The organism is Martelella sp. UBA3392 (assembly GCF_002358775.1).
In the GTDB taxonomy this organism is placed as follows: domain Bacteria; phylum Pseudomonadota; class Alphaproteobacteria; order Rhizobiales; family Rhizobiaceae; genus Martelella; species Martelella mediterranea.
The window spans coordinates 1-26,088 of the sequence record NZ_DEPM01000283.1; the positions used below are offsets into that span (position 1 = coordinate 1).

A 26,088-nucleotide genomic window follows, 5' to 3' on the forward strand; every position below is an offset into this window, starting at 1 on the left:
TATCTCAGGCGCACCGGCGCGACGTTAACTGAGCCTGCCTTCCTGGAAGATATCCCGCTGCGTTTCGCGATCGCCGATGTCACCGCGCATTACCATGTGCCGCTGCTCGTTTCGGCCCACGCCTATTCCACCTATCGGGGCAGCTGATGACGATCGCCGCGATCGCCGATATTCACGGCAATATCGACGCGCTCAAGGCCGTGCTTGCCGATATCGAGCAGCATCAACCTGATCTGATCGTCAATCTCGGCGACAGCCTGTCCGGGCCGCTGGCCGCCGGCGAAACCGCCGCCCGCCTGCTTTCGCTTCGGCTCACCACGGTGCGCGGCAATCACGATCGCGCGCTGGTCGACCGGCCTTTCGAGGACATGGGCGACTGGGAAAAGCCGATCTTCGGCGAGCTTTCGGACGAGCATCTGCAATGGATCCGCGACATGCCGAGCGCCGCCGTGGTGGCGCAGGAGGTCTATCTCTGCCACGCCACGCCCAAGAACGACGAGGTCATGTGGCTGGAGGAACTGCTCGACAATGGCCGCTTCACGCTGCGCGGACAGACGGAGATCGAGGCCCTTGCCGCCGGCATCACCTATCCGCTGATCCTGTGCGGCCACAGCCATGTCGCCCGCTCGGTGATGCTCGCCGATGGCCGCCTGATCGTCAATCCAGGCTCCGTCGGCTGCCCCGGTTTCGCCTACCACGTCCCCGTCGACCACAAGCTCGAAACCGCCACGCCGTTCGCCTGCTACGCGCTTATCGAGAAGACGGAAATGGGCTGGACGCCAACCTTCCGCCAGGTGCGCTACGATACGAGCCGGATGGTCGCAATGGCGCGGGAACGGGGATATGAGGACTGGGCAAACGTGCTGGCGACGGGCCGAGTGGGGTAGTTACGCGCACGGACTTGTAGCCTCTCCGCACAGCCCCCAATCTTCTCGCCCCGGAGGGGAGAGATGTCGCGAAAGCGACAGTGAGGGGGGAGACTGTCACCGCGAGCGCCTTCACGAGACGAGATGCCGTTCCACCCTCACTGCCCCTGTCGGGGCATCTCTCCCGCCAGCGGGAGAGAATATTGGGAGCAAGCGGCAAGGCCATCTGCTGCTCACCAGCCTCAAGGCGAGAGATTGGCGAGCCAAAGCAAGCGGCATAGCGGCAAATACTATTCAGCCCTCTACCGCTCCCTCAAAAATCCACCTTCGCCAGAATGCTGCGGTCGATTTCCTCGATATCGCGCTTGCCGCAGAGCGCCATCGTCACGTCGAGTTCCTTGCGGAGGATGTCGAGGGCGCGGGTGACGCCCTTCTTGCCCATGGCGCCGAGGCCGTAGAGATAGGGGCGGCCGATATAGGTGCCCCTGGCGCCGAGCGCGCGGGCCTTCAGGATATCCTGGCCTGAACGGATGCCGCCATCCATGTGGATTTCGATATCGCCGCCGACTTCATCGACGATCTTCGGCAGCATCGAGATCGAGGACAGCGCGCCGTCGAGCTGGCGGCCGCCATGGTTGGAGACGATGATGGCATCGGCCCCGGTCTTCGCCGCCATCGCGGCGTCCTCGGTGTCGAGCACGCCCTTCAGGATCAGCTTGCCGCCCCAGCGCTCGCGGATCCATTCCACATCCGCCCATGAGAGCCGCGTATCGAACTGTTCGGCGGTCCAGACGGCGAGCGAGGACAGGTCGGAGGAGGCCGGCGCGTGGCCGACGATATTGCGGAACGAGCGACGCTTGGTCTGCAGCATGTCCAGCGCCCAGAACGGGCGGGTGCCGACCTGCCAGACATGTTTCGGCGTGAATTTCGGCGGGGTGGAAAGCCCGTTGACGAGGTCCTTGTGACGCTGGCCGAGGATCTGCAGGTCAAGCGTCAGCACCAGCGCGCTGCAGCCCGCGGCCTTGGCGCGGCCGATCAGGCTTTCGACAAAGCCACGGTCCTTCATCACATAAAGCTGAAACCAGAACGGCTTGGTCGTGTGTTCGGCGACATCCTCGATCGAGCAGACGCTCATGGTCGACAGGGTGAAGGGGACGCCGGCCTCCTCCGCCGCCTGGGCGGCGAGGATTTCGCCATCGGCATGCTGCATGCCGCAAAGCCCGGTGGGCGCGAGCGCGACCGGCATCGATACGTTCTCGCCGATCATAGTGGAGGCAAGCGAGCGGTTCGACATGTCGACCAGGACCCGCTGGCGCAGGTGGATCTTGGTAAAATCCGCCTCATTGGCGCGATAGGTGCTTTCCGTCCATGCGCCGCTGTCGGCGTAGTCGTAAAACATCTTCGGCACGCGCCATTTCGCCCGCTTCTTCAGGTCGGCAATGGTCAAGGGCTCCGAGAACATGATTTCCTCCAGCATCAAATATAAATAGTCTTATCACATATGAGTGACGATCTGCCAAGCCGCGTCATATCGCCGATTTGGCCGGCCTCCCGGCAACATAGGTCTCGGCGATCGCCCGGTCGTCGCCGAGCGTCTGCAGCAGGAAAAGCTCCTCGGCAAGCGTGCTGGCGGCCTCCATCTTCAGCGCCATGGCAGGGGTCGCGCGCGCATCCAGCACGACGATATCGGCATCGGTGCCCGGTTCCAGCGTGCCGATCCTGTCGGCAAGGCCAAGCGCCTCGGCATTGCCGCGCGTCATGTGGAAGAAGCTCTCCAGCGGCGTCAGCCGTTCGCCGCGCAATTGCTGGATCTTGTAGGCCTCGTCCATGGTCTTCAACATCGAATAGCTGGTGCCGCCGCCGATATCGGTGGCAACCGCGATGCGCACCGGCCCGTCCCGGCGTTCCAACTCCTTCAGCGGAAACAGGCCGGAACCGAGAAACAGGTTCGAGGTCGGGCAATGGACGGCGACCGCGCCGGTTTCCGAGATCGCATCGCGTTCGCGCTCCGAAAGGTGGATCGCGTGACCCAGCAGCATGTTCTCCCGCAACAGACCGTAATGGGCGTAGATATCGGTATAGTCCTTGGCCTTCGGATAGAGCGAGCAGGCGAACTCGATCTCCGCCAGGTTTTCCGACAGATGCGTCTGGATATGCAAGTCTGGGAATTCGCGTGCGAGTGCCGCCGCCATCTCCATTTGCTCCGGCGAGGAGGTGATCGCAAAGCGCGGCGAGATGACCACATGGTTGCGGCCCTTGCCGTGCCATGCGGCGATCACGGCCTTCGTGTCGTCATAGCTTGTCTGCGGCGTATCGGTGAGCGCGTCCGGCGCATTGCGGTCCATCATCACCTTGCCGCCGAGCATCAGCATGTTGCGGCGCTCTGCTTCCGCGAAATAGGCGTCGGCGGAGGCCTTGTGCACCGAGCAATAGGCAACGGCGGTGGTCGTGCCCTGGCGGATCATCTCGTCGAAGAAGGCGACGGCGATGCGGTCGGCATGCGCGGGATCGGAAAAGCGCTGTTCCTCGACGAAGGTGTAGGTGTTGAGCCATTCCAGGAGGTTCGCGGCATAGGAGCCGATCACCTGCATCTGCGGAACGTGCAGATGGGTGTCGATCAGGCCCGGCAGGATCAGATGCGGGCGATGATCGATGATCTCGACATTATCCGGCGCCTCGGCCCTGATAGCGGCAAACGCGCCGCAAGCGGTGATGCGGCCGCCTTCGATCAGCAGCCCGCCATCTTCCTCGTAAAGATAGCTCGCCGTATCCGAGAGGTCCTCGGGGCGGCGGTGAAACGACAGCAACCGCCCCCTGAGGATCATTCGCTCTTTGCCTGCGTGCTCGACCTGTACCATGCCACCAGCTTCGCCCGTTCGTCCGGCGTCATGCCGGTTACGTTCCCCGGAGGCATGGCATGGCTGCGGCCGGCCTGCAAGTAAATCTGGCTTGCGCGCGCGGCGATTTCCGCGTCGGTCTCGAAGCGCACATTGAGCGGCGGGCGGTGAATACCCTCATAGACGGGCTCGGCCATGTGGCACATCGAACAGCGCGTCGAAACCACCTGCTTGGCATCGGCGAAATGCGGGTCCGCGGCAAATTTCTCGAAGGCGGGGGCGACCGCCATGTCGGGGTTTTCCGCCTTGAAGAATTGCGGAGAGGTGGACAGCCACATGATCACGATGAAGATGAGCGCGGTCAGCAACCAGGTCCAGTTCGGCTGACCCTTGCGGGCATGAACGGTGTTGAAATAGTGCCTTATGGTGACGCCCATCAGGAACACCAGCGATGCGATGATCCAGCTATATGTGGTCGCGAATGCCAGCGGATAGTGGTTCGAAAGCATGAAGAAGATGACCGGCAGCGTCAGGTAGTTGTTGTGCAGCGAGCGCTGCTTGGCCTCCTTGCCGAGCTTCGGATCGGGCGTCTTGCCAGCCTTCAGGTCGGCGACCACGATCTTCTGGTTCGGGATGATCACGAAGAACACATTGGCGGTCATGATCGTCGCGGTGAACGCGCCCATATGCAGGAAGGCCGCGCGGCCGGTGAAGAGGTGCGAGTAGCCCCAGGCCATGAACACCAGCAGCACATAGAGCAGCAGCATCAAGCCGATCGTGTGCTTGCCGAGCGGCGATTTGCAGAGATAGTGATAGAACAGCCAGCCGATGGAAAGCGAGGCAAGCGAGATCAGGATCGCGACCGGGGCGGAGACGTCGAGCACGCTGCGATTGACCAGGAACAGGTCCGCGCCGCCATAATAGACCAGCGCCAGCATCAGAAAGCCGGACATCCAGGTGAAATAGGATTCCCATTTGAACCAGATCAGGTGCTCGGGCATGTGCGCGGGCGCGACCATGTATTTCTGGATATTGTAGAACCCGCCGCCATGGACCTGCCATTCCTCGCCGGAGACGCCTTCCGGCAGGCCGGGGCGGGCGACCAGACCGAGATCGAGCGCGATGAAATAAAAGGAAGAGCCGATCCAGGCGATGGCCGTGATGACATGCAGCCAGCGCACGGCGAATTGCGCCCACTCCCACATGATGGCGAGTTCAAACATAAAGTGTCCCCAAATCTAATATCCGCGAGATGATGCGCAATTTCCGCGCGAAAAAAAAGAGATGTTTTGCGAATGATCGCAAATAGATAGGAAGGCGTTACCGGGCTGCATCCGCTGTGTGCAGCCTGCCCGCTTTTGCGGCATGAATGACCGAAATCAGTTCAGCTGCAACCAGAGCGGCAATCACCGCCGGGCGCTTGTCGGAAACAGCGGTGCCGCCGATCGGCATCACAAGGCGGGAAAGCGCGGCCTCGGAGAGCTCCTGTTTTCGGGCGTAGCTCAGAAAGGTGGCGCGTTTGGTCTTCGAGCCGATCATGCCGCAATAGGCGAGGTCATCGCGCTTCAGCGCCTCGGTGGCGATCAGGAAATCGAGTGCGTGGTCGTGGGTGAGGATCACGGCGGCCCCGCCGGCGGGAATGTTGGCAACTTCCGCCTCCGGCAGGGCGGAGAGCCGGAGTTCGACGCCATCGGGCAGCGCCTCGACCATGTCCGGCCGGGTCTCGACGATTGCCGTGTTGAAGGGCAGCGGCGCGAGCGCCGCCGCCAGCGCCGAGCCGACGTGACCGCCGCCGAAGATGAACACCGAGGGCTGGCGGGTGGTCTCTGCCTCCAGCCGAGACAGGAAGGTCGCAATCGATGCCGCGTCGGCGACCTCGAATGCCAGTTCCGCGCGCCCGCCGCAGCACTGGCCGATTTCGGGGCCGAGCGCGATATCGAGCCGCGTTTCCCCCGTTCGTCCGGCAAGCAGCGCGCGGGCGTGGTCGATGGCGATATATTCAAGCTGCCCGCCGCCGATCGTGCCGCAGGCCGCATCCGCCGAGACGGCGATCGCGGCCCCGACCTCACGCGGCGTCGAGCCCTTGATCGCGGCGACCGTGACGATGACGGACGGACCGTCAGCCGCGAAGAACCGCCGAAATCGCTCCGCCTCGCCCATGGCCTAAACCTGCTTCATCCGCTCCACCGCCATCAGCACGCGTTCCGGCGTGGCCGGCGCGTCGAGACGCGGGCAGACGCGGTAATCGGCGACGCTCGCCACCGCCATCGAGATCGCCTCCAGCGCCGAGATCGCCAGCATGAAGGGCGGTTCGCCGACGGCCTTGGAACGGCCGATGGTCGGCTCGCGGTTTTCGGAAAAATCCGTCAGCCTGACATTGAAGATCTTCGGCCGGTCGGAGGCGAGCGGGATCTTGTAGGTGGAGGGCGCGTGTGTGCGCAGATGCCCCTTGTCGTTCCACCACAATTCCTCGGTCGTCAGCCAGCCCATGCCCTGAATGAAGCCGCCCTCGATCTGGCCGATATCGATGGTCGGGTTCAGCGAGCGGCCGGCATCGTGGAGGATATCGGTGCGCTCGAAAATGTATTCGCCCGTCAGCGTATCGATCGAGACCTCGGTGCAGGCCGCGCCATAGGCGAAATAGTAGAACGGCCTTCCCTTGCCCGCCGCCCGGTCCCAATGGATTTTCGGGGTCTTGTAGAAACCCGCCGCCGAAAGCTGGATACGGCCGAAATAGGCCGCCTTCACCAATTCGGGGAAGGGGATTTCCCGCCCGCCGATCCTGACCCGGTTGGGCAGGAATTCGATATCGTGGGCGTCGACCTGATAATGGCTGGCCGCAAAGGCAATCAGGCGATCCTTGATCTCCTTGGCCGCGTTATAGGCCGCCATGCCGTTGAGGTCGGAGCCTGACGAGGCGGCGGTGGCCGAGGTGTTGGGCACCTTGCCGGTGGTGGTTGCGGTGATCTTCACCCGCTCCAGATCGATCTGGAACACGTCGGCCACCACCTGCGCGACCTTGATGTAGAGCCCCTGGCCCATCTCCGTGCCGCCATGGTTCAACTGCACCGAACCATCCTGATAGACATGGACCAGCGCACCGGCCTGATTGAAGGCAGTCATGGTGAAGGAAATGCCGAATTTCACCGGCGTCAGCGCGATGCCCTTTTTGATGACCGGGCTCGTCTTGTTGAAGTCGATGATCGCCTGCCTGCGGGCGCGGTAATCGGCGCTTTCCTCCAGCTCCTCGACCACACGCAGGATGATGTTGTCCTCCACCGTCTGGTGGTAGGGCGTGACATCGCGGCCGGAGCCGTTCGGTCCGTAGAAATTGGCCTTGCGGATATCGAGTGGGTCGCGGCCCAGCGCATAGGCGATTTCCTCGATGAAGCGCTCGCCCGCCAGCATGCCCTGCGGCCCGCCGAAGCCGCGATAGGCGGTGTTGGAGCAGGTATGCGTCTTGAGTGGCCGCGTCACCAGATGGACGTTCGGGTAGTAATAGGAACTATCGGCGTGAAACAGCGTCCGGTCGGTCACCGGACCGGAGAGATCGGCGGAAAAGCCGCAGCGTGCGGCGAAGGTGGCGTCCACCGCCTCGATCACGCCGTCATCATCATAACCTATGTCGTAGAAGGCGACGAAGTCATGCCGCTTGCCGGTCATGATCATGTCCTCGTCGCGGTCCGGGCGGATTTTCACCGCGCGGTTCAGCTTCTTCGCTGCCAGCGCCGCGACCGCCGCAAAGCCGTTGCCCTGCGTCTCCTTGCCGCCGAAACCGCCGCCCATGCGCCGCTGGTAGACGGTCACCGCATTGGATGGGATATCGAGCACGTGGCCGACAATATGCTGGATCTCGCTCGGGTGCTGGGTGGACGACCACACCGCCACCTCGTCATCCTCGCCGGGGATCGCCAACGCGATCTGGCTTTCGAGATAGAAATGCTCCTGGCCGCCGATTTCCATTTCGGCGGTGATCCGGTTTCTCGCCGACGCGAGTGCTGCCCTGGCATCGCCGCGCTGCAATTTCAGCGGCGTGATGACGTCCGGCGCATTGTGAGCCAGCGCATCGCGCACGCTGGTCCAGAACGGCAGGTCCTCATAGGTGATCTCCGCCAGTTTCGCCGCCGCGCGGGCCTGATGGCGGGTCTCGGCGATCACGGCGAAGATGAGCTGGCCGTGATATTCGACGATTTCGTCGGCAAACAGCGGCTCGTCGTGGTGCCCGCCCGACGAGATGTCGTTGACGCCGGGCACATCCTTGCCCGTGAGCACGCAGACCACGCCGGGGGCCGCCTCGACCTTCGAGAGGTCCATGGCGTGGATCTTCGCGTGAGGTCGGTCGGAAAGGCCGACGCCGGCATGCAGCAGACCCGCGGGTTCCGGCATGTCGTCGATATATTCGGCGGTACCGGCCACATGCTTGTGGGCGGAATCATGCACCCGGGATTTGTGGATGCCGCCGGAGATTTCGGCCTTCAGGTTCGCCGTGTCGTGGATTGCCTTGTCCATCACTCAGGCCTCCTCTTCCGCGAAACGACGCAGTTCCTGCGCGTCGCCGCCGGTTTCCAGAAGGAACCGCGTCAAAAGGTTCTTCGCCGTCAGCATGCGATAGGCGGCGGTGGCGCGCATATCGGTCATCGGCTGGTAGTCGTCCTCGAAGGCCGCGCGGGCGGCTTCCACCGTTTCGCTGTTCCACGGCTTGCCGGAAAGCGCCGCCTCCACATGGGTAGCGCGCTTGGGTATCCCCGCCATGCCGCCATAGGCGATGCGGATGGTCGCGACCGTGCCGTCTTCGGCAAGCTTCAGATAGAACGCGCCGCAGACCGCGGAGATATCCTCCTCGCGGCGCTTGGCGACCTTGTAGACGGCGAAATGGCTGTCCGTCGCGGGTTTCGGCACGGTGAGCGACAGCACGAATTCGCCGGGCTTGCGGTCCTGCTTGCCGTAGTCGCGGAAATAATCCTGCAGCGCGATCGTGCGGGTGCCGTCTGTCGATTGCAGCGTCAACGTGGCGCCGAGCGCGATCAGGGCGGGCGGGGTGTCGCCGATCGGCGAGCCATTGGCGACATTGCCGCCGATCGTGCCCATATTGCGCACCTGCTCGCCGCCGATGCGGACAATCAGCCGGGAAAAGGCCGGGATTTTTTCCGCCAGCGCCGGCAGCGCTTCGGAATAGGTCACGCCCGCGCCGATGATGAAGCCGGTCTCGGTCTCGGTGATGGTCTGCAACTCTTCGAGCTGATTGATGAACACCATCGGGTTCAGCCTGCGCATCTGCTTGGTGACCCACAGCCCGACATCGGTGGAGCCTGCCACGATGGTGGCGTCGCGGTATTCCTTCAGCGTATCGGCGAGTGCGGCGATCGAGCCCGGAATGATGGCGCGGCTGCTGTCGTCGCCGACCGTGATCGTGGCGTCCGTCTTCATGCCGGCAAGCTTCGCCATCACCTGATCGCGCTCGCGGGCGATCGCGTCGAAGGCCGCATCGGGGCGGGTGGCCGATGCCTTCTCGGCGGCCTTCACGATCGGCTCGTAGCCGGTGCAGCGACAGAGATTGCCCTGCAACGCCTTCTCGATGGCGAAGCGCGAGGGCTTCTCGTTCTCCATCCAGAGCGCATAAAGCGACATCACGATGCCGGGCGTGCAGAAGCCGCATTGCGAGCCGTTGAGGTCGACCATCGCCTGCTGCACCGGGTGCAGCGTGCCGTCCTTGGCCGCCAGATGCTCGATCGTCACCACATGGGTGGCGTTGAGCGAGGCCACGAAGCGGATACAGGCATTGACGGTTTCATAGACCAGCCTGCCGCGCGTCAGCCGGCCGACAAGCACGGTGCAGGCCCCGCAATCGCCCTCCGCGCAGCCTTCCTTGGAGCCGGTCAGCCGCTTCTGGATGCGCAGGTAGTCGAGCAGGGTTTCCGCCGGCGGCAGCGCGTCGAGCGCAATTTCCTCATCGTTCAGTATGAACCGTATCGTCATCAAAAATCCTTCAGAAAGCGCGTGTTCGCGCAAACGGTCACTCGGCCGTCCAGCCGCCATCGATCGAAATATGGGTGCCGGTCACCTGGGCCGCCGCATCGCTTGCCAGATAGAGCGCGGTCGCGGCGATCTGTTCGACGGTCACGAATTCCTTGGTCGGCTGGGCGGCGAGCAGCACCTCGGTCTTGACCTCTTCCTCGGTCATGCCGCGGGCCCTGGCGGTGTCGGGTATCTGGGCTTCCACCAGCGGCGTCAGCACATAGCCGGGACAGATCGCGTTGACCGTGATCCGGTGTTCGGCAAGCTCCAGCGCCACGGTCTTGGTCAGGCCCATCATGCCGTGCTTGGCCGAAACATAGGCCGCCTTGAAGGGCGAGGCGACCAGGCCGTGGGCGGAGACCAGATTGATGATGCGGCCCGAGCCCGCCTTCTTCATCAGCGGCACGGTGTGGCGGATGGTGTGGAACGAACTCGTCAGGTTGATGGCGATGATCCGGTCCCATTTTTCCGGCGGAAAATCCTCGATCGGGCTGACATGCTGGATGCCGGCATTGTTGACCAGCACATCGATGCCGCCGAACGTATCCGCCGCCGAAGCGATCATCGCCGCAATCTCGTCCGGCTTCGTCATGTCGGCGGGGTGGTAGATCACCGAGCCGCTGCCCAGCGCGCCGATGCGCTCGACCGCGGCGTCGATCTCTTCCTGCTTTCCGAACCCGTTCAGAACGATATTGTCGCCGGCGGCCGCAAAACCCTCGGCGATACCGAGACCTATGCCGCTTGTGGAGCCTGTTATGACGACCGTGCGTGCCATGTGTCGAACCATTCCCGTTTTTGTTGTTTGCAGGAAAGGTTATGCGCAAATATGGGGCCATGCAATCGCCGCGAGGCCCCAGAATGGCTTGGGTGGGGCAGAAATTTTGACCGGTTGGTCGTTTTTTTGCCGCGCTCGGCCAGCGGCGGATGGTGAACACTGCGTTTCGCCGTTGAAGCCTGCTCCCGGCGTGACAATGCCGCCTGCCTGCCCCATATCGGGGTCAAACAAATTCAACCGTAAGGACAGTCTCATGGAACTGGGCGTTTTCACCTTTGCCGATGTCGATCCGGCCGATGGCATCGATCGCGGCCGCGAGGCCGAAAAGCGGATGAAGAACCTGATGGAGGAGATCACCCTCGCCGACAAGGTCGGGCTCGATGTCTTCGGCGTTGGCGAGCATCACCGGGTCGATTATCTCGTGTCCTCGCCGGCCACGGTTCTGGCGGGTGCGGCGACGATCACCGAGAATATCCGCCTTACCAGCGCGGTCTCGATCCTGTCGTCGGATGATCCGGTGCGGGTGTTCCAGCAATTCTCCTCCGTCGATCTTCTGTCGGGCGGCCGCGCCGAGATCATGGCCGGGCGGGGTTCCTTCATCGAAAGCTTCCCGCTGTTCGGCTATCCGCTGGAAGCCTATGACCAGCTGTTCGAGGAAAAGCTCGATCTGCTGTTGAAGCTCCGCGACAACGAGACGGTGACGTGGTCTGGCAAGACGCGGGCGCCGATCAACAACCTGCCGGTCTATCCCCGCCCGGTTCAGGACCCGCTGCCGGTCTGGATCGCGGCCGGCGGCACGCCGCAGTCGATGGCGCGCGCGGGCTTTCTCGGCCTGCCGCTGATCATCGCCATTCTCGGCGGCCAGCCGCGCCGGTTCGCGCCATTGTTCGATCTTCACAAAAAGGCCGGCGAGCAGGCAGGTCACGATCCGGCAAAGCTGAAGCGCGCGATCTCCGTCCACGGTTTTCTCGCCGATACCACCGAAAAGGCCGCCGACATCTTCTACGAGCCGCAGAAGGCGGTGATGGACCGGATCGGGCGCGAGCGTGGCTGGGGCCCGCAAAGCCGGGCGCAGTATGATGCCACGCGCGGGCCGGAAGGCGCGCTTTTCATCGGCGGGCCGGAGGAGCTGGCGCGGAAGATCGTCGCCCATCAGCGGATCATGGGGCTTGACCGATTCATGATCCAGTTCGCCGTCGGTCTTGTGCCGCATGACGAAGTGTTGCATGCCATCGAATTATTCGGCACGAAGGTCGCGCCGATGGTGAAGGAAATGTTGGCTCAGGGAGAGCCGGTCTGAAAGAAAGCATCCCATGATTGTCGAGACTGAGGAAGAACTGGCCGCGCTAAAGGATATCGGCCGGATTTGCGCCACCGCGATTGAACGCATGGCGGCCGCGCTTGAGCCGGGGATCACCACCTTGGAGCTCGACAATATCGGCCGGGCTTTCCTTGAGCAGAATGGCGCGCAATCGGCCCCGGAAGTCACCTATCGGTTTCCCGGTGCCACCTGCATCTCGGTCAACGAGGAAGTGGCCCACGGCATTCCGGGCGATCGGGTGATCGCCGCGGGCGACCTCGTCAATATCGATGTCTCGGCCGAAAAGAACGGCTTTTTCTCCGATACCGGCGCGTCCTTCGCCGTGCCGCCGGTCACGTCCAAGGTCAAGCGGCTCTGCCGCGACGGCAAGCGGGCGATGTGGACCGGCATCAACCAGGTCAAGCCCGGCGGCGGCTTTTCCGCCATCGGCAACGCCATCGGCGATTTCGCGCGCAAGAACCGCTATTCGCTGATCCAGAACCTCGCCAGCCACGGCATCGGCCGGTCGCTGCATGAGGAGCCCTCCGAGCTTTCCACATGGCCGGACAAGAGCGAGCGGCGGATCATTGCGGAAGGCCAGGTCTTCACCGTTGAGCCCTTCCTTTCGCTCGGCGGCGAATGGGCGGAGGAGGAAGACCGCGAATGGGTGCTCTATTCGGTGCCACAGGCGCTGACGGTTCAGTTCGAACACACGATCGTCGCGACCCGCAACGGGCCGCTGGTGCTGACGATGGGCGAAGGAGCCGGAGGGTGATCCTTCAGCGGCGATTGTCCACGAGAATGTGACGCAACTTAATTATGTTTAATTTCTCTTTGTTAAGCGAAATGCCGTAAGAGTTGCGAAAGCGCAAACATCTCCGGAAGGCCCGCTCTTGTTTCAGTCATTCTTTCCGAAGCCGAAATGGTTTTTCCTTTCCGCTCTGATATGGACGCTGGTCGCGATCGCCGGTTGGTACGGCGTGGTGCGCGAACTCGGCGTCAGCATGGGTTTCGCGCCTTTTCCGGAAGGTGACCAACCGGTCGGGCTTGCCCATTTCATCACGCCGGATTTCCTCTGGTTCTATCTCTATTACGCCGTGTTTTCGGTAATTTTCGGCGTGTTCTGGTGGATTGTCGGCGATAATCGCAAGTGGCAGCTCTGGTCGGTCTGGGGCTCGCAGCTGATCATCTTCATCACCTATTTCTCGGTGCAGATCTCGGTCGCGATCAACAACTGGCGCCGGCCCTTCGGCGATACGCTGCAGGCGGCACTCCAGGGGGACGGCGGCATCACCGCCGGCGACTTCTACACGCTGATGCTGATCTTCCTGCAGATCGCCTTCCTGTCCGTCACGCTGTTCATCGTCACGCGCTTCTTCATCAGCCACTATATCTTCCGCTGGCGCACGGCGATGAATGATTACTACACCGGCATGTGGGAGCGCGTCCGCCATATCGAGGGCGCTTCCCAGCGCGTGCAGGAAGACACGATGCGCTTCGCCTCGATCATGGAGGGTCTCGGGGTCTCGATGATCGATTCGGTGATGACGCTGATCGCCTTCCTGCCGGTGCTGTTCTCGCTGTCGCAATATGTCACCGAACTGCCGATCATCGGCGCGATCCCGGCGCCGCTCTTCACCGCCGCGATCTTCTGGTCGCTGTTCGGCACGATCCTGATGGTGGTGGTCGGCGTCAAACTGCCGGGGCTTGAATTCCGCAACCAGCGCGTGGAAGCCGCCTATCGTAAGGAACTCGTCTATGGCGAGGACCACGCCGACCGCGCCCAGCCGGAGACCTTGGTCGAACTGTTCGACAATGTGCGCCGCAATTATTTCCGGCTCTATCTGCACTACACCTATTTCAATCTCGCCCGCTCTCTCTACCTGCAGGCCGACAATATCTTCGCCTATTTCATCCTCGTGCCCGCGATCGTGGCAGGCGCGGTCACCTACGGTCTCGTCCAGCAGATCGTCTCCGCCTTCGGGCAGGTCGCAAGCTCGTTCCAGTATCTCGTGATGTCATGGTCGACGATCATCGAGCTGATCTCGATCTACAAGCGTCTTGCCGCCTTCGAGGCCGCGATCTTCGGCCAGCCGTTGCCCGAGATCGACCGCGAGGACTATCAGGAGCCCGGCGGCGATGTGGTCGAGCCGCATCCCGAAGGCTGATCCCGAGAATGGACGGGATTGTCACCCAATCCCGTCCGCCGCTTTCTCCCGCCGCGAAAACGGCTGGAACACTTCTAAACTTTGCGTTTCCGGCTTATGGTGGCCTCCATTGGATTGTTCGCCGGGGTCTCCTTCATGGTCATGCTTATCATCGCGGTTCTGCTGTTCACCGGAACCCATCTCGTCCACGCCTTCGCGCCCGGCTTTCGCCAGTCGATGATCGACCGCATCGGCGAAAAACCATGGCGGGGCCTGTTTTCTCTGGTGGCGCTTGCCGAATTCGTCTTTCTGGTGTTCGCCTTCGGTCAGGCCCGCCAAAGCGGCATCGTCCTCTACACGCCGCCATTCTGGATGGCCCATATCACGATCCTTCTGATGCTGATCGCGATGATCTGTCTTGCGGCAAGCTTCTTCCCGCCGGGAAAGATCGCGCGGATCGCCAAGCACCCGATGGTGCTGTCGGTCAAGATCTGGGCGCTCGCCCATCTTCTGGCCAATGGCGAGGCGGCTTCGGTCATCCTGTTTGCCGGCATCCTGATCTGGGCGGTGATCCTGCGCATCTCGCTGGCGCGCCGCGAGCGGGCGGGGCTTTTGACGCGCAAGCCGTTCGCCTCGGCGCGCTATGATGCCTATGCCTTTATCCTCGGCATCGTGCTGTGGGGCCTGTTCATCTGGAAGCTGCATGTCTGGCTGATCGGCGTGCCGATCCAGTTCGCCGCATAATCGGTGCGGCGAAGCGCCTTTTGCCCTTACAACAGAGCGAAAAAACGGTTAGAAGGCCCGGCACGTAACAAAATGCATGCCGGAGTGACGGAATGGCAAATCAGGACGACAGCTTTATCCGCGAGGTGAATGAGGAACTGCGTTCCGACAGGATGAAAGATGCCTGGCGGCGCTATGGCAAGATCCTGATCGCGGCTGCCGTCATTCTCGTGGTTGGCACGGCCGGCTGGCGCGGTTATGAATACTGGCAGTCCCGCGAGGCGGCGAAGTCCGGCGACGTGTTCCTCACCGCGCTGAACCAGATCGAAGCCGGCAATCTCGAAGCCGCCGAACAGACGCTGACTGAGCTGGAACAGGAAGGCCACGGCTCCTATCCGGTGCTGGCGCAGTTGCGCGCCGCCACCCTGCTTTCCGAAGCGGGCGACACGGCCGCCGCGATCTCGGCCTTCTCGTCGATCGGCAAGGACCGCTCCGTTCCGGAAGCGATCCGCGATGCGGCCAAGCTGCGCGCCGGCTGGCTGCTGGTCGATACCGGCACCTATGAGCAGGTTTCCGCCGAGGTCGAGGAACTGTCGAATGACGGCAATCCGTTCCGCTTCTCCGCCCGCGAAATACTCGGACTGTCGGCCTATCGGCTGAAGGATTACACCCGCGCCCAGCAATGGTTCGAGGCGATTGCCAACGACCCGGAAGCCCCGCGCAACGTGCTCAACCGCGCCCAGATCATGCTCGAGGTGATGACCGCCGACGGCAATGTCGCCGAAAGCGCGGCCGGCTGACAGGCATTTCGCGGCGAGGCGAAGCACCGCGGGAAAGCGGCGGGAAATGACCGCCAGGAGAAACATTCATGAGTTTCAAGGTCGCCATCGTCGGAAGACCCAATGTTGGCAAGTCGACGCTGTTCAACCGTCTGGTCGGGCAGAAGCTGGCGCTTGTCGATGACACGCCCGGGGTGACCCGCGACCGCCGTCCGGGCGAGGCGCGGCTTGCGGATCTGCGTTTCACCATCATCGACACGGCCGGCCTCGAGGAGGCCGCCGCCGACACCCTGCCGGGGCGCATGCGCGCCCAGACCGAGGCGGCGATCGACGAGGCCGATCTTTCGCTGTTCGTCGTCGACGCCAAGGCGGGACTGACGCCCGCCGACAATACGCTCGCCGAAATGGTGCGCCGCCGCGGAAAGCCCGTGGTGCTGGTCGCCAACAAGGCCGAGGCGCGCGGCTCGGATGTCGGCTTCTATGACGCCTTCACGCTCGGGCTTGGCGAACCCTGCCCGATTTCCGCCGAGCATGGCCAGGGCATGCACGATCTGCGCGACGCCATCGTCGAGGCGATCGGCGAGGAGCGCGCCTTCCCCAAGGAAGAGCCCGCCGAGGAAGCGCTGACCGATGTGATGCTGACCAAGGAAGAGGCCGAAAATCCTGAAGAGGTCGCGCCCTATGACGACAGCAAGCCGCTTCGGGTCGCGATCGTCGGCCGGCCGAACGCTGGCAAGTCGACTTTGATCAACCGTTATCTCGGCGAGGACCGGCTGCTCACCGGCCCGGAAGCCGGCATCACCCGCGATTCGATCTCGGTCGAATGGGAATGGCGCGGCCGGCCGATCAAGCTGTTCGACACCGCCGGCATGCGCCGCAAGGCGCGGGTGGTCGAAAAGCTGGAAAAGCTCTCGGTTTCCGACGCTCTGCGTGCGATCCGGTTTGCCGAATGCGTGGTGATCGTCTTCGATGCGACGATCCCGTTTGAAAAACAGGACCTGCAGATCGTCGATCTGGTGCTGCGCGAGGGCCGCGCCGCCGTTCTCGCCTTCAACAAATGGGACATGATCGAGGATCGCCAGGCCGTGCTCGCCGATCTGCGTGAGAAGACCGATCGGCTGCTGCCACAGGCGCGTGGCATCCGCGCCGTGCCGATCTCCGGCGAACGTGGCACCGGCCTCGACAAGCTGATGCAGGCGATCGCCGATACCGACAAGGTCTGGAACCGGCGCATCTCCACGGCGAGGCTCAACCGCTGGCTCGACCATCAGACCGTCAGTCATCCCCCGCCCGCCGTTTCCGGCAGGCGGCTCAGGATGAAATACATGACCCAGGTGAAGACCCGGCCGCCTGGCTTCATGATTTCCTGCACGCGTCCGGATGCGGTGCCGGAAAGCTATATCCGCTATCTGACCAACGGCCTGCGCAATGATTTCGAAATGCCGGGCGTCCCGATCCGCATCCACTTCCGCGCCGGCGAGAACCCGTTCGAGCACAAGCGCAAGAAGAAGCGCTGACCCTCAGCCGTCATGCGCCCGGATGACGTTGTCGTGGAACTGGGCGGCGGCTGCCTCCCAGGTGTAGGTCGAGGCCAGTTCGCGGGCCTTTTCCGATGAGCAATCGAGTGCTTTGAGGCAGGCGGCCTTAAGGTCCTCGTCAAGCGCGCCCGCCTGTTCGTGGCCGCCGAGGATATCGGCGGGGCCGGTGACGGGGAAGGCCGCCACGGGAATGCCGGATGACAACGCCTCGATGATGGTGTTGCCGAAGGTGTCGGTCTTGGAGGTGAAGACGAAGACATCGGCCTCGGCATAGGTTTTGGCCAGTTCATCGCCTTTCAGCATGCCGAGAAAATGGGCCTTCGGATATTTTTCTTCCAACTCGCGCCGCGCGGGGCCGTCGCCGACGATCACGATACTGCCCGGCAGGTCTAGGGAGAGCAGCGCCTGGATGTTCTTTTCCACCGCCACGCGCGCGACGGTCAGAAAGATCGGCCGGGGCAGGCCGCCGAACGGGGCATCCGTCTTCGGGCGCGGATAGAACAGCGTGTTGTCGATCCCCCGGCTCCAGCGCATCAGATTGTTGAAGCCATGACCCTCGAGTTCGCGGGCGAGGCTTTCGGTGGCGACCATGCAGCCATTGCCGGCATTGTGGAAGTTGCGCATCATCGAATAGAGCCAGCTTGCCGGGATCGGCAGGCGCGCGGAGACATATTCCGGAAACCGCGTGTGGTAGCTCGTCGAAAAGCGGAACTTCCTTCTGCGGCACCAGCGCCGCGCCTTGTAGCCGAGCGGCCCTTCGGTGGCGATGTGAACGTAATCCGGACGGCTTTCCTCGATCAGGCGGGCCACGTGGCGGTAGCTCGCCAGCGCCAGGCGGATTTCCGGATAGGTCGGCATGCCCATGTTGCGGAACATGTCGGGGGTGATCATCGTCACCTCCATGCCCATCTTCGCCAGCTCGCGATTGGTGTTCTCGATGGTCCGGACCACGCCGTTGACCTGCGGATGCCAGGCATCGGAAACGAGGGTCAGTCTTTTCACCGGTTCGTTCATCAAGAGACTTTCTGGAGCCGAAGGGTCCTTGAGAGGGTTCAGCCGCTTTAGCCCGCGCATATGTCAGTCATATTACAGTGGCACTTTCGCCGTGATTGTGCGTTGCAAAAGAAACGTGGCCGCCGCATTTACCTCGGGCGGTCGCGGAGATAGGCTCACGGCGAGAGCGCGTCCAGGAAAAGTGGATACCGGCTTTCCGTCCGGGCGCGCGTAAAAAAGATAGAGCATTTCGACCAGGGAATTTTCAATGACGGACGGCAATACCGGCAATTGGTGGCGTGGCGGCGTCATCTACCAGATCTATCCCCGCTCCTTTCAGGATACCACAGGCGACGGCATTGGCGATCTGCCCGGCATCACCCGGCGGCTCACCTATGTGGCCGAACTCGGCGTCGATGCGATCTGGCTGTCGCCCTTCTTCAAGTCGCCAATGGCCGACATGGGCTATGATGTCTCGGACTACCTCGATGTCGATCCCATGTTCGGCACGCTCGATGATTTCAGGGCGCTGGTCGACGAAGCCCACAGGCTCGGCCTGAAGGTCATCATCGATCAGGTGCTGTCACATACCTCCGACCAGCATCCCTGGTTCAAGGAAAGCCGTTCAAGCAAGGATAATCCCAAGGCCGACTGGTATGTCTGGGCCGATGCCAAACCCGATGGCACGGCGCCCAACAACTGGATGTCGATCTTCGGCGGTCCGGGCTGGGAATGGGACGGCACCCGCAAGCAGTATTACATGCATAATTTCCTGACGAGCCAGCCCGATCTCAATTTTCATTGCGAGGCGGTGCAGGATGCGTTGCTCGACGCGGTTCGGTTCTGGCTCGATCTCGGTGTCGATGGCTTCCGCCTCGATACGGTCAACTATTATTTCTGCGACGACAAGCTGCGCGACAACCCGCCGATGCTGGAGGATGACGATGCCGCCGGCCTCGATGCGCCCGATGTGAATCCCTACGGTTTTCAGAAGCACATTTACGACAAGACAAGGCCGGAGAATATCGGCTTTCTGAAGCGTTTCCGCGCGCTGCTCGATGAATATGACGACCGCTCCTCGGTCGGCGAGGTCGGCGACGGCGCGCGCTCATTGAAGACCGTTGCCGAATATACCGCCGGCGATGACAAGCTCCATATGTGCTACACCTTCGATTTCCTGGGCCCGGATTTCTCGCCGGCCCATATCCGCAAATGCGTGGAGAATTTCTTCACCGTGGTCTCGGATGGCTGGGTGTGCTGGGCGTTTTCCAATCACGATGTCGATCGCCATGTCTCGCGCTTCGCCAAAACCGAGGCCGAACGCGAGCCGGTCGCAAGGCTCGCCATCTCGGTGATGGCGACGCTCAGGGGTTCGATCTGCCTCTACCAGGGCGAGGAGCTTGGTCTGCCGCAGGCGGAGCTTGCCTTCGAGGATCTGCGCGACCCCTACGGCATCCGCTTCTGGCCGTCCTACAAGGGCCGCGACGGCTGCCGTACGCCGATGCCGTGGAGCAATGTGCCGCCTGATGCCGGATTTTCCACTGCAGAGAAGCCGTGGCTGCCGGTGCCCGAGGCGCATCTGTCGCTTTCGGTGTTCGAGCAGGCGCCCAAGCCAGACTCGGTCTACAGCCACTATCGCGCCACGCTGGCCTTCCGCAGCGAGCACGCGGCGCTGTTTGATGGCGATATCGAGTTTCACGACAGCGACAGCGACGATGTGCTGATATTCACCCGCAGCAAGGGCAAGGAAACGCTGCTGTTCATCTTCAACTTCGCCGACACGCCGCAGGAGGTGCCGCTGCAGATGGCCGTCGGTCACGTCAAGTCCGTCGATTTGCCGGGCATGACGGGCGTGTTGAACGGGGCGGAAGTGGAGCTCGGCGCGTTTGACGGATTCTGCGCGCGGATCTAGAACAGGTTTGCCGCGCTCAATGTGATGGCGGAAACCCGGCATGCCGGGCCTCCGCGTCGGGCTCAGTCTTCGAACGCCTTGAAGCGATAGAGCAATGCGCCGATGACACCGCCGGCCAGCGGTGCGACGATGAACAGCCAGAGCTGGGCCAGCGCATGGCCGCCCGCCAGGAGCGCCGGGCCGAAGCTTCGGGCCGGATTGACCGACACGCCCGTGACCTGGATGCCGACAAGGTGGATGGCGACGAGCGTCAGCCCGATCGCGAGGCCGGCGAAGCCGGCGGGCGCGGCCGCGGCGGTGGAGCCGAGGATGACGATCACGAAGATCGCGGTGAACACGACCTCGAAGACCAGCGCCGCCGGCAGCGCATATTCGCCGAGATAGCCCGGACCCCAGCCGTTCTGTCCAAGGCTGGCCGTGGAGCCGGCGATGATCGCCAGAACGAATGCGCCCACCAGCGCGCCGGCGAACTGGGCGACCCAGTAGCGCAGCATTTCGCCGGCCGGCATGCGGCCCGCGACAAATACGCCGAGGCTGACGGCGGGATTGATGTGGCAACCGGAGATCGGCCCGATGCCATAGGCCATGGCGACAATGGCGAGACCGAAGGCAAAGGCGATGCCGGTCTGCCCGATGGCATCGCCGCCCAGAACGGCTGCGCCGCAGCCAAACAGCACAAGCACCGCCGTGCCGATAAATTCTGCAACGAGTTTCTTCATGTTGAGGACCCCGAAAAACGGCGGCCCCCATTCCCCGAGCTGCTCGCCGACAATTGAACGATCAATGTGGAGCGACCCAGGTGTTTTTTTCGAGATATGCGCGATTGATTCGCGTTTAGCAAGCAAAATAAGAGAGTAGCAACCTATCCGTCTATCGTCACGGACCAGCCGAAGCGCGCCGATTTGCCGGCAGGCAGCGTTACGATGAACGGCCGGTCTTCAATCGCCGGGCCCTTGCCGCGGGCCGCGGCCATGCCGTGCCAGGGCTCGACGCAGATATAGGGCGCGCCGGGCTTGGTCCAGAGCGCGAGGTTTGGCAGGTTCTCGAAGCGGAAATGCATCGAGGGGCCGTCCTCGGCGCTGAGGCTCAGCCGGTCGCCCGCGCCTTCGGGGAAGATCATCGCATCCTCCTCGAAATAATCGTGGTCAAGCGCGAGCAAACCCTCGACGAAGGGCGAGGCCAGCGGCGTCAGGTCCAAGAGCCCGTCGCGCAGCCGGATCATCGCTGGCGCGGCGCGGTTTGCGAGCGCGATGTGATGGACATGGCCCCTGGTGAGACCCGGCATCGGCCAGCGGAAGGCGGGATGGAAACCGAAGCCGAACGGCATTGGCCGTTCATCGCGGTTTTCGATCTCGGCGGTCACCGTCAGCGTCGCGTCGGCCAGCGCATGGGTGATCGAGAGCGAGAATTCGAACGGATAGGCCAGCCGCGTCTCGTCGGTCGGGTCGAGCCGGAAGCGGCAGGAGGAGGGCGCGCTGTCCTCGAGCGCGAAAACGCTCTTGCGGGCAAAGCCGTGCTGTTGCATCGGGAATGCCATGCCCTCGATCGTCACCCTGTTATCGGGCGCCTTGCCGACGATCGGAAACAGGATGGGGGCACGACCGGTCCAGTAGGTCGGATCGCCATCCCAGAGCCATTCGCGCCCGTCCTTGCTGGTGAGAGAGCGGGTCTCGGCGCCAAGCGGCGAAACCGCGACGGCAAGGCGTTCGTTCTTGATCAGAATTTCGTCGGACATGACTGCATCTCCCGTTTGCGGCAGCGCAACAGTAGAGCAATTCCAGGTGAAGTGGATACCGGTTCACCGTCCGGAATTGCGTAAAACAAAGAGATAGAGCCTTTTCGCGTCTCCGTGAAACGCGGAATGGCTCTAGCGGAGAACGGCGAAAAGGCGGAACCCGGTTCTCGCCAAATCCGAGGCGGCGGCGGAAAGCGGCGCGGCGGGCGAACCCGATGCGCCGGCTTTCACGCCCGCAGCGATACGCGGGGCCTCAGATATTGTTCATCAGCACCTTGCGCAGCTTCTCGAACAATTCGTCGATCTCGGATTTGGAAATGATCAGCGGCGGCGACAGCGCGATGATATCGCCGGTGGTGCGGATCAGCAGGCCGTCCTCATAGGCCTTCAGGAAGGCGGTGAAGGCGCGTTTCGTGGCTTCGCCCGCGATCGGCTCCAGCTCAATCGCGCCGATCAGCCCGGTGTTGCGGATGTCGATGACATAGGGGCAGTCGCGCAGGCTGTGGAGCTGTTCTTCCCAATAGGGCGCCAGTTCGGCGGCCCGCGTCAGCAGGCCTTCCTCCTTGTAGGTGTCGAGCGTGGCGAGCGCCGCGGCCGACGCCATCGGATTGCCGGAATAGGTATAGCCGTGGAAGAACTCGATCATGTGCTCCGGGCCGCTCATGAAGGCGTCATGGATTGCGGAGGTCACGAACACCGCGCCCATCGGAATGACGCCGTTGGTCAGTCCCTTGGCGGTGATGATGATGTCCGGTTTGACGTCATAATACTGCGCGGCAAAGGGCGTGCCGAGACGGCCGTAACCGGTGATCACTTCATCGAAGATCAGCAGGATGCCGTATTTGGTGCAGATCTCGCGCAGCTTCTTGAGATAGCCCTTCGGCGGAATGAGGACACCGGTGGAGCCGGCGACCGGCTCGACGATGACGGCTGCAATGGTCGAGGGATCGTGGAGTGTTACGATCCGCTCCAGTTCGCTGGCCAGATCACCGCCATGCTCCGGCTGGCCCTTGGTGAAGGCGTTCTTCTCCGGCAGGTGGGTGTGGGGCAGATGGTCGACGCCGGTCAGAAGCGTGCCGAACATCTTGCGGTTGGCCACGATGCCACCGACCGAGATGCCGCCGAAATTGACGCCGTGATAGCCCCGCTCGCGTCCGATCAGCCGGAAGCGCGAGCCCTCGCCCTTCGCCCGGTGGTAGGCGAGCGCGACCTTGAGCGCGGTCTCGACCGATTCGGAGCCCGAATTGGTGTAGAGCACATGGTTCATGCCCTCCGGCGCGATATCGACCAGCCGGTTGGCAAGCTCGAAGGCCTTGGGGTGGGCGAGCTGGAAGGCGGGGGCGTAATCGAGTTCGCCGGCCTGCTTGCGGATCGCCTCGACGATCTTCGGCCGGCAGTGACCGGCGTTCACGCACCAGAGCCCCGCGGTCGCGTCCAGAACCTTGCGACCGTCGGCGGTCGTATAATACATGTCCTTGGCGGCCACGAACATGCGCGGGGCCTTCTTGAACTGCCGGTTGGCGGTAAACGGCATCCAGAATGCGTCGAGATTGTTGGGCGTCACATTGGCGCTGTCGGACATGAGCTGCTCCACAAAAGAAAGCGACCCGTCGCCGGGCCCTGTTGCTTCAATACTATTGGAGAGCACGTTATCAGCGGTACCGCCGCCGTCAAGCGAAAGCCTCTGCCAAAAGGCACAATCCGTCAGGCACCGCCCTGACTATCCCTGTCGGCCCGCGATGCGCCGATCGACAGAGGCTCAGCCCGCCTTGCGGCTGGCAATCATTTCCTCGTCGTAAATCTCGCCGAGCGTGTCGAGAAGCTTGCGGACCGGTTCGGCATGCGTGCTGTAATAGATGGTCTGCGCTTCGCGCCGCGTTTCCACGAGGTTCTGGGCGCGCAGTTTCGACAGGTGCTGCGACAGGGCGGATTGACTGAGACCGACCCGGACCGCGAGCGCGCCGACCGGCATCTCCCGTTCGATCAGCACGCAGAGAATCTGAAGACGCTTCGGGTTTGCCATCGCCGAAAGCAGGCTGGCGGCCGGAGAGGTCTTGTCTGACAGTTTGTTTGCGCTCACATCAGTACTCCTTGGCTTGCAACGAAGTGTCAATAATTTTCCCAATGCCTAAAATGGAATGTAACTGAGTCGTCTGGAAAAAAATAATACGAAATTTAGGGTATTTTTTAACAGGGTCGCCGAAAATAAAGAAAAATCCCGTTTCCATCTGCCCGCTACGCCAATTCAACTCGCTTGATTACTGACGAATGACAAACAGGAACCGATCTGGATGCGGCGCGTCCCGCGGTCGGGGCTTTACCCGGGTCCGATCAGGTCCTTGCCCTCGATGGCATAGGCCTTGCCAAAACCCCCATTGAGGTTCGCCGACACCGGCGACAGCCGGAAAAGGTTGAAATCGGGGAAATCGATGTAGGTCTTCGCCTTCGGGTGGCGCTCGAGGAACCGTGCCCGCATCCGCGCATGGTCGTCGCTGCCGCGTTCAATGACCCCGGCCAGGCACCGCGTCGTCATGCGCGGATGGGCCATCGGGTCTCCCTTTCCAGGTTCCCCCGTCAAAAGCGATACCCTGCCGTCGCGCTGGATCGCCCTGGTATGGCTCGACAGCGCCGAAATCAGGATCACGGGCGCGCCGTCGGTGTCGGTCGCGATCAGCACCCGGCTTGCAAGCGGAAATCCGGTCTCCGGTTCGTTGACGGCAAGGGCGGCAAAGCCGGCATCGCCCAGAAGCGTTTTTGCCAGCCGGATCGCCGCTTCGTCGGTTTCGCGCAGGGGAGAGGATTTTTCGTTCATGCCAAAGGCTCCGCGGATCGGGGCCGCCGCGGCGAAAGGCTGGCGGCAATCTCGCGGTGCGAGATCGTTCCGGCAATGCGCCCGCCCTCGACGACGCCGATCGTTCCGGGCCGTTCCGCAAGCAGGCGTATCAGCGTCATGGCCGGCGTCGCGGCTTTGACGGTCGCGGCGATCTGCGTGTCCAACTGGCTGCGCGAGGATACCGGGTTCATGATGTCTCCTGCCGTGAGAACCGTGAGCGGGTTGGTGTTGGCGACGAAATCGGCAACATAGTCGTTTGCCGGGTTCTTGATGATTACGCGCGGCGTATCCGTCTGGATTATCTTGCCGCCTTCCATGATCGCGATGCGATCGCCGAGCTTGATGGCTTCATCGAGATCGTGGCTGACGAACAAGATCGATTTTCTGAGGCGCTGCTGCAGCTCCAGCAACTCATCCTGCAGATGCGCGCGGATCAGCGGATCGAGCGCCGAAAACGGCTCGTCCATCAGCAGGATCGGGGCGCCGGTGGCAAACGCGCGCGCCAGGCCGACACGCTGCTGCATGCCGCCTGAAAGCGCGTCGATCGGGCTGTCGGCCCAGTCGGAGAGGTTGACCAGCGCAAGCTGTTCTTCGATGCGCTCGCGCCGCTCGCGTTTGGGCACGCCCGAAAGCTCGAGCCCGAGGCCGACATTTTCGGCAACGCTCAGCCAGGGCAGTAGCGCGAACTGCTGGAACACCATCGAGACCGACCGCGCCCTCAACGCCCTGAGCGCTTTGGCGCCGGCGGCATAGGGATTGATGACGCCGTCTTCGGTATGCACCTCGACGTCGCCGCGCACGACCGGCGCCAGGCCATTGACGGCGCGCAGCAGGGTCGATTTTCCAGAACCCGAAAGGCCCATCAGCACGACGATCTCACCGCGTCCGAGCGTCAGCGAGGCGTTGGCGACGCCGACGAGGCTGCCGGTGCGGGCGTGAATGTCATCACGCGAAAAACCGGCATCGATGAGCGGCAGGGCGCGGCGCGCATGCCTGCCATAGACGATATCGATTGCGTTGATCTCGACGACTGTTTCCATGGGTTCTGCGTCAGCATGGGCAGGAGGGGATGGCAGGCGGTTGTTTCTCATATTCGCGCACAAGCGGCAAGATGCGCCGCGCGAAAGCGGCGGCCTAAGCTTTTCTGTGGCTATCTGCGATTCAGACTTCTTGCGGGCTGCCGTTCGCGGCAAGAAAGAACAAAAAGGACCGCAAAATGGCGAAACTTCACTTCTACTATGCCACGATGAACGCTGGCAAATCGACCCTGCTGCTTCAGGCCGCCTATAATTACCGCGAGCGCGGCATGCATGCCGTCATCCTGCTGGCAGAACTCGATGATCGCGGCGGCAAGGGCGTGGTTTCCTCGCGGATCGGGCTCAAGGCCGAGGCGGTCACGTTCGGGCAGGATACCGACCTGTTCGAATGCGCAGGCGCGCTCGACCAGGAGCGCAAGATCGATTGCCTGTTCGTCGACGAGGCCCATTTCGCCACCGCCGCGCATGCCTGGCAATTGGCGCGGGTCGTCGATGAACTCAAGATTCCCGTGATGGCCTATGGCCTCAGATCGGATTTCATGGGCCGGTTGTTTCCGGCATCGGCCGAACTGTTCGTGCTCGCGGATGAAATCAGGGA

23 protein-coding genes and 1 pseudogene are annotated in these 26,088 nt (G+C 62.7%); 10 read left to right on the top strand and 14 right to left on the bottom strand.

The features are described 5' to 3' along the window. On the top strand, nt 1-147 hold a 147-nt coding region (locus B4E36_RS21685; RefSeq protein WP_345900825.1), incomplete at its 5' end, for a hydroxyisourate hydrolase. Next, nucleotides 147-887: a metallophosphoesterase family protein gene (locus B4E36_RS21690; RefSeq protein WP_292053026.1), complete on the top strand. Its 741-nt coding sequence runs from the start codon at nt 147-149 to the stop codon at nt 885-887. The genes B4E36_RS21685 and B4E36_RS21690, both read left to right, overlap by 1 nt. A gap of 292 nt (nt 888-1,179) precedes the next feature. On the opposite strand, the gene B4E36_RS21695 is transcribed toward B4E36_RS21690, so the two are convergent. The 7 genes from B4E36_RS21695 to B4E36_RS21725 form a co-directional block, all read right to left on the bottom strand. Next, nucleotides 1,180-2,328, bottom strand: a complete 1,149-nt coding sequence (locus B4E36_RS21695; RefSeq protein WP_292053027.1) for an alpha-hydroxy acid oxidase — start codon at nt 2,326-2,328, stop codon at nt 1,180-1,182. A 64-nt stretch (nt 2,329-2,392) separates the two neighbouring features. Next, entirely contained in the window at nt 2,393-3,691 is a 1,299-nt protein-coding gene (guaD, locus tag B4E36_RS21700) for a guanine deaminase (RefSeq protein WP_345900820.1), read from the bottom strand. Continuing rightward, nucleotides 3,688-4,926: a urate hydroxylase PuuD gene (locus B4E36_RS21705; protein WP_292053031.1), complete on the bottom strand. Its 1,239-nt coding sequence runs from the start codon at nt 4,924-4,926 to the stop codon at nt 3,688-3,690. Before B4E36_RS21705 ends, guaD begins: the two co-directional genes overlap by 4 nt. Before the next feature lie 97 nt (nt 4,927-5,023). Then, entirely contained in the window at nt 5,024-5,863 is an 840-nt protein-coding gene (gene xdhC / locus B4E36_RS21710) for a xanthine dehydrogenase accessory protein XdhC (RefSeq protein ID WP_292053033.1), read from the bottom strand. A 3-nt stretch (nt 5,864-5,866) separates the two neighbouring features. Further along, nucleotides 5,867-8,212, bottom strand: coding sequence for a xanthine dehydrogenase molybdopterin binding subunit (gene xdhB, locus B4E36_RS21715; RefSeq protein WP_292053035.1), 2,346 nt, complete (start codon nt 8,210-8,212; stop codon nt 5,867-5,869). Between the two features lie 3 nt (nt 8,213-8,215). Next, nucleotides 8,216-9,679 carry a xanthine dehydrogenase small subunit gene (gene xdhA / locus B4E36_RS21720; RefSeq protein ID WP_292053037.1) on the bottom strand — a complete coding sequence of 488 codons (1,464 nt, stop codon included), beginning with the start codon at nt 9,677-9,679 and terminating at the stop codon, nt 8,216-8,218. A gap of 37 nt (nt 9,680-9,716) precedes the next feature. Continuing rightward, nucleotides 9,717-10,493, bottom strand: coding sequence for a 3-hydroxybutyrate dehydrogenase (locus tag B4E36_RS21725; RefSeq protein ID WP_292053040.1), 777 nt, complete (start codon nt 10,491-10,493; stop codon nt 9,717-9,719). Between the two features lie 253 nt (nt 10,494-10,746). Here B4E36_RS21725 and B4E36_RS21730 point away from each other — a divergent pair, with 253 nt between their 5' ends. The 6 genes from B4E36_RS21730 to der all read left to right on the top strand — a co-directional run bounded on the left by B4E36_RS21730 (nt 10,747) and on the right by der (nt 16,959). Beyond that, nucleotides 10,747-11,793: an LLM class flavin-dependent oxidoreductase gene (locus tag B4E36_RS21730; protein ID WP_292053043.1), complete on the top strand. Its 1,047-nt coding sequence runs from the start codon at nt 10,747-10,749 to the stop codon at nt 11,791-11,793. A 13-nt stretch (nt 11,794-11,806) separates the two neighbouring features. Further along, on the top strand, nt 11,807-12,568 hold the full coding sequence (map, locus tag B4E36_RS21735) for a type I methionyl aminopeptidase (RefSeq protein WP_292053046.1): 762 nt from the start codon (nt 11,807-11,809) through the stop codon (nt 12,566-12,568). Nucleotides 12,569-12,686: 118 nt separating this feature from the next. After that, a complete protein-coding gene (sbmA, locus tag B4E36_RS21740) occupies nt 12,687-13,961 on the top strand; it encodes a peptide antibiotic transporter SbmA (protein ID WP_292053048.1) in 1,275 nt (424 codons plus the stop codon). 135 nt (nt 13,962-14,096) lie between these two features. Further along, a complete protein-coding gene (locus tag B4E36_RS21745) occupies nt 14,097-14,684 on the top strand; it encodes an NnrU family protein (protein ID WP_292053050.1) in 588 nt (195 codons plus the stop codon). A gap of 92 nt (nt 14,685-14,776) precedes the next feature. Continuing rightward, on the top strand, nt 14,777-15,463 hold the full coding sequence (locus tag B4E36_RS21750; RefSeq protein ID WP_292053053.1) for a tetratricopeptide repeat protein: 687 nt from the start codon (nt 14,777-14,779) through the stop codon (nt 15,461-15,463). A 68-nt stretch (nt 15,464-15,531) separates the two neighbouring features. Then, nucleotides 15,532-16,959, top strand: a complete 1,428-nt coding sequence (der, locus tag B4E36_RS21755) for a ribosome biogenesis GTPase Der (protein WP_292053055.1) — start codon at nt 15,532-15,534, stop codon at nt 16,957-16,959. Between the two features lie 3 nt (nt 16,960-16,962). Here der and B4E36_RS21760 read toward each other — a convergent pair whose 3' ends face one another. Beyond that, nucleotides 16,963-17,994 carry a glycosyltransferase family 4 protein gene (locus tag B4E36_RS21760; protein WP_292053057.1) on the bottom strand — a complete coding sequence of 344 codons (1,032 nt, stop codon included), beginning with the start codon at nt 17,992-17,994 and terminating at the stop codon, nt 16,963-16,965. 247 nt (nt 17,995-18,241) lie between these two features. On the opposite strand from B4E36_RS21760, the gene B4E36_RS21765 reads away from it, so the two are divergent. Then, nucleotides 18,242-19,885, top strand: coding sequence for an alpha-glucosidase family protein (locus tag B4E36_RS21765; protein ID WP_292053059.1), 1,644 nt, complete (start codon nt 18,242-18,244; stop codon nt 19,883-19,885). Between the two features lie 62 nt (nt 19,886-19,947). Here the strand turns inward: B4E36_RS21765 and B4E36_RS21770 are convergent, their stop codons facing one another. The 6 genes and pseudogenes from B4E36_RS21770 to choV all read right to left on the bottom strand — a co-directional run bounded on the left by B4E36_RS21770 (nt 19,948) and on the right by choV (nt 25,493). Continuing rightward, nucleotides 19,948-20,604 (bottom strand): aquaporin, encoded by a 657-nt coding sequence (locus B4E36_RS21770; protein WP_292053061.1) that lies wholly within the window; start codon nt 20,602-20,604, stop codon nt 19,948-19,950. A gap of 143 nt (nt 20,605-20,747) precedes the next feature. Continuing rightward, nucleotides 20,748-21,620, bottom strand: a complete 873-nt coding sequence (locus B4E36_RS21775; protein ID WP_345900821.1) for an aldose 1-epimerase family protein — start codon at nt 21,618-21,620, stop codon at nt 20,748-20,750. Nucleotides 21,621-21,873: 253 nt separating this feature from the next. Then, complete coding sequence (locus B4E36_RS21780; protein ID WP_018066089.1) at nt 21,874-23,202, bottom strand: aspartate aminotransferase family protein; 1,329 nt, start codon at nt 23,200-23,202, stop codon at nt 21,874-21,876. Nucleotides 23,203-23,379: 177 nt separating this feature from the next. Continuing rightward, the gene (locus B4E36_RS21785) at nt 23,380-23,700 is read right to left on the bottom strand and encodes an ArsR/SmtB family transcription factor (RefSeq protein ID WP_018066088.1); all 321 of its coding nucleotides are present in this window, start codon (nt 23,698-23,700) and stop codon (nt 23,380-23,382) included. A gap of 249 nt (nt 23,701-23,949) precedes the next feature. Beyond that, nucleotides 23,950-24,432, bottom strand: a pseudogene (locus B4E36_RS21790) (HugZ family protein); the annotation flags it as partial. Further along, nucleotides 24,429-25,493 (bottom strand): choline ABC transporter ATP-binding protein, encoded by a 1,065-nt coding sequence (gene choV, locus B4E36_RS21795; protein ID WP_292053071.1) that lies wholly within the window; start codon nt 25,491-25,493, stop codon nt 24,429-24,431. The gene choV and the pseudogene B4E36_RS21790, both read right to left, overlap by 4 nt. 176 nt (nt 25,494-25,669) lie before the next feature. Between choV and B4E36_RS21800 the strand changes: the two genes are divergently transcribed. Then, a partial coding sequence (locus B4E36_RS21800; RefSeq protein ID WP_345900822.1) for a thymidine kinase occupies nt 25,670-26,088 on the top strand: 419 nt, incomplete at its 3' end.

Bases quoted from the DNA above. Each gene is read 5' to 3' on its own strand.
- B4E36_RS21690 (WP_292053026.1), top strand. From the start codon at position 147: ATGACGATCGCCGCGATCGCCGATATTCACGGCAATATCGACGCGCTC.
- B4E36_RS21695 (WP_292053027.1), bottom strand. From the start codon at position 2,328: ATGTTCTCGGAGCCCTTGACCATTGCCGACCTGAAGAAGCGGGCGAAA.
- guaD (WP_345900820.1), bottom strand. From the start codon at position 3,691: ATGATCCTCAGGGGGCGGTTGCTGTCGTTTCACCGCCGCCCCGAGGAC.
- B4E36_RS21705 (WP_292053031.1), bottom strand. From the start codon at position 4,926: ATGTTTGAACTCGCCATCATGTGGGAGTGGGCGCAATTCGCCGTGCGC.
- xdhC (WP_292053033.1), bottom strand. From the start codon at position 5,863: ATGGGCGAGGCGGAGCGATTTCGGCGGTTCTTCGCGGCTGACGGTCCG.
- xdhB (WP_292053035.1), bottom strand. From the start codon at position 8,212: ATGGACAAGGCAATCCACGACACGGCGAACCTGAAGGCCGAAATCTCC.
- xdhA (WP_292053037.1), bottom strand. From the start codon at position 9,679: ATGACGATACGGTTCATACTGAACGATGAGGAAATTGCGCTCGACGCG.
- B4E36_RS21725 (WP_292053040.1), bottom strand. From the start codon at position 10,493: ATGGCACGCACGGTCGTCATAACAGGCTCCACAAGCGGCATAGGTCTC.
- B4E36_RS21730 (WP_292053043.1), top strand. From the start codon at position 10,747: ATGGAACTGGGCGTTTTCACCTTTGCCGATGTCGATCCGGCCGATGGC.
- map (WP_292053046.1), top strand. From the start codon at position 11,807: ATGATTGTCGAGACTGAGGAAGAACTGGCCGCGCTAAAGGATATCGGC.
- B4E36_RS21745 (WP_292053050.1), top strand. From the start codon at position 14,097: ATGGTCATGCTTATCATCGCGGTTCTGCTGTTCACCGGAACCCATCTC.
- B4E36_RS21750 (WP_292053053.1), top strand. From the start codon at position 14,777: ATGGCAAATCAGGACGACAGCTTTATCCGCGAGGTGAATGAGGAACTG.
- der (WP_292053055.1), top strand. From the start codon at position 15,532: ATGAGTTTCAAGGTCGCCATCGTCGGAAGACCCAATGTTGGCAAGTCG.
- B4E36_RS21760 (WP_292053057.1), bottom strand. From the start codon at position 17,994: ATGAACGAACCGGTGAAAAGACTGACCCTCGTTTCCGATGCCTGGCAT.
- B4E36_RS21765 (WP_292053059.1), top strand. From the start codon at position 18,242: ATGACGGACGGCAATACCGGCAATTGGTGGCGTGGCGGCGTCATCTAC.
- B4E36_RS21770 (WP_292053061.1), bottom strand. From the start codon at position 20,604: ATGAAGAAACTCGTTGCAGAATTTATCGGCACGGCGGTGCTTGTGCTG.
- B4E36_RS21775 (WP_345900821.1), bottom strand. From the start codon at position 21,620: ATGTCCGACGAAATTCTGATCAAGAACGAACGCCTTGCCGTCGCGGTT.
- B4E36_RS21780 (WP_018066089.1), bottom strand. From the start codon at position 23,202: ATGTCCGACAGCGCCAATGTGACGCCCAACAATCTCGACGCATTCTGG.
- choV (WP_292053071.1), bottom strand. From the start codon at position 25,493: ATGGAAACAGTCGTCGAGATCAACGCAATCGATATCGTCTATGGCAGG.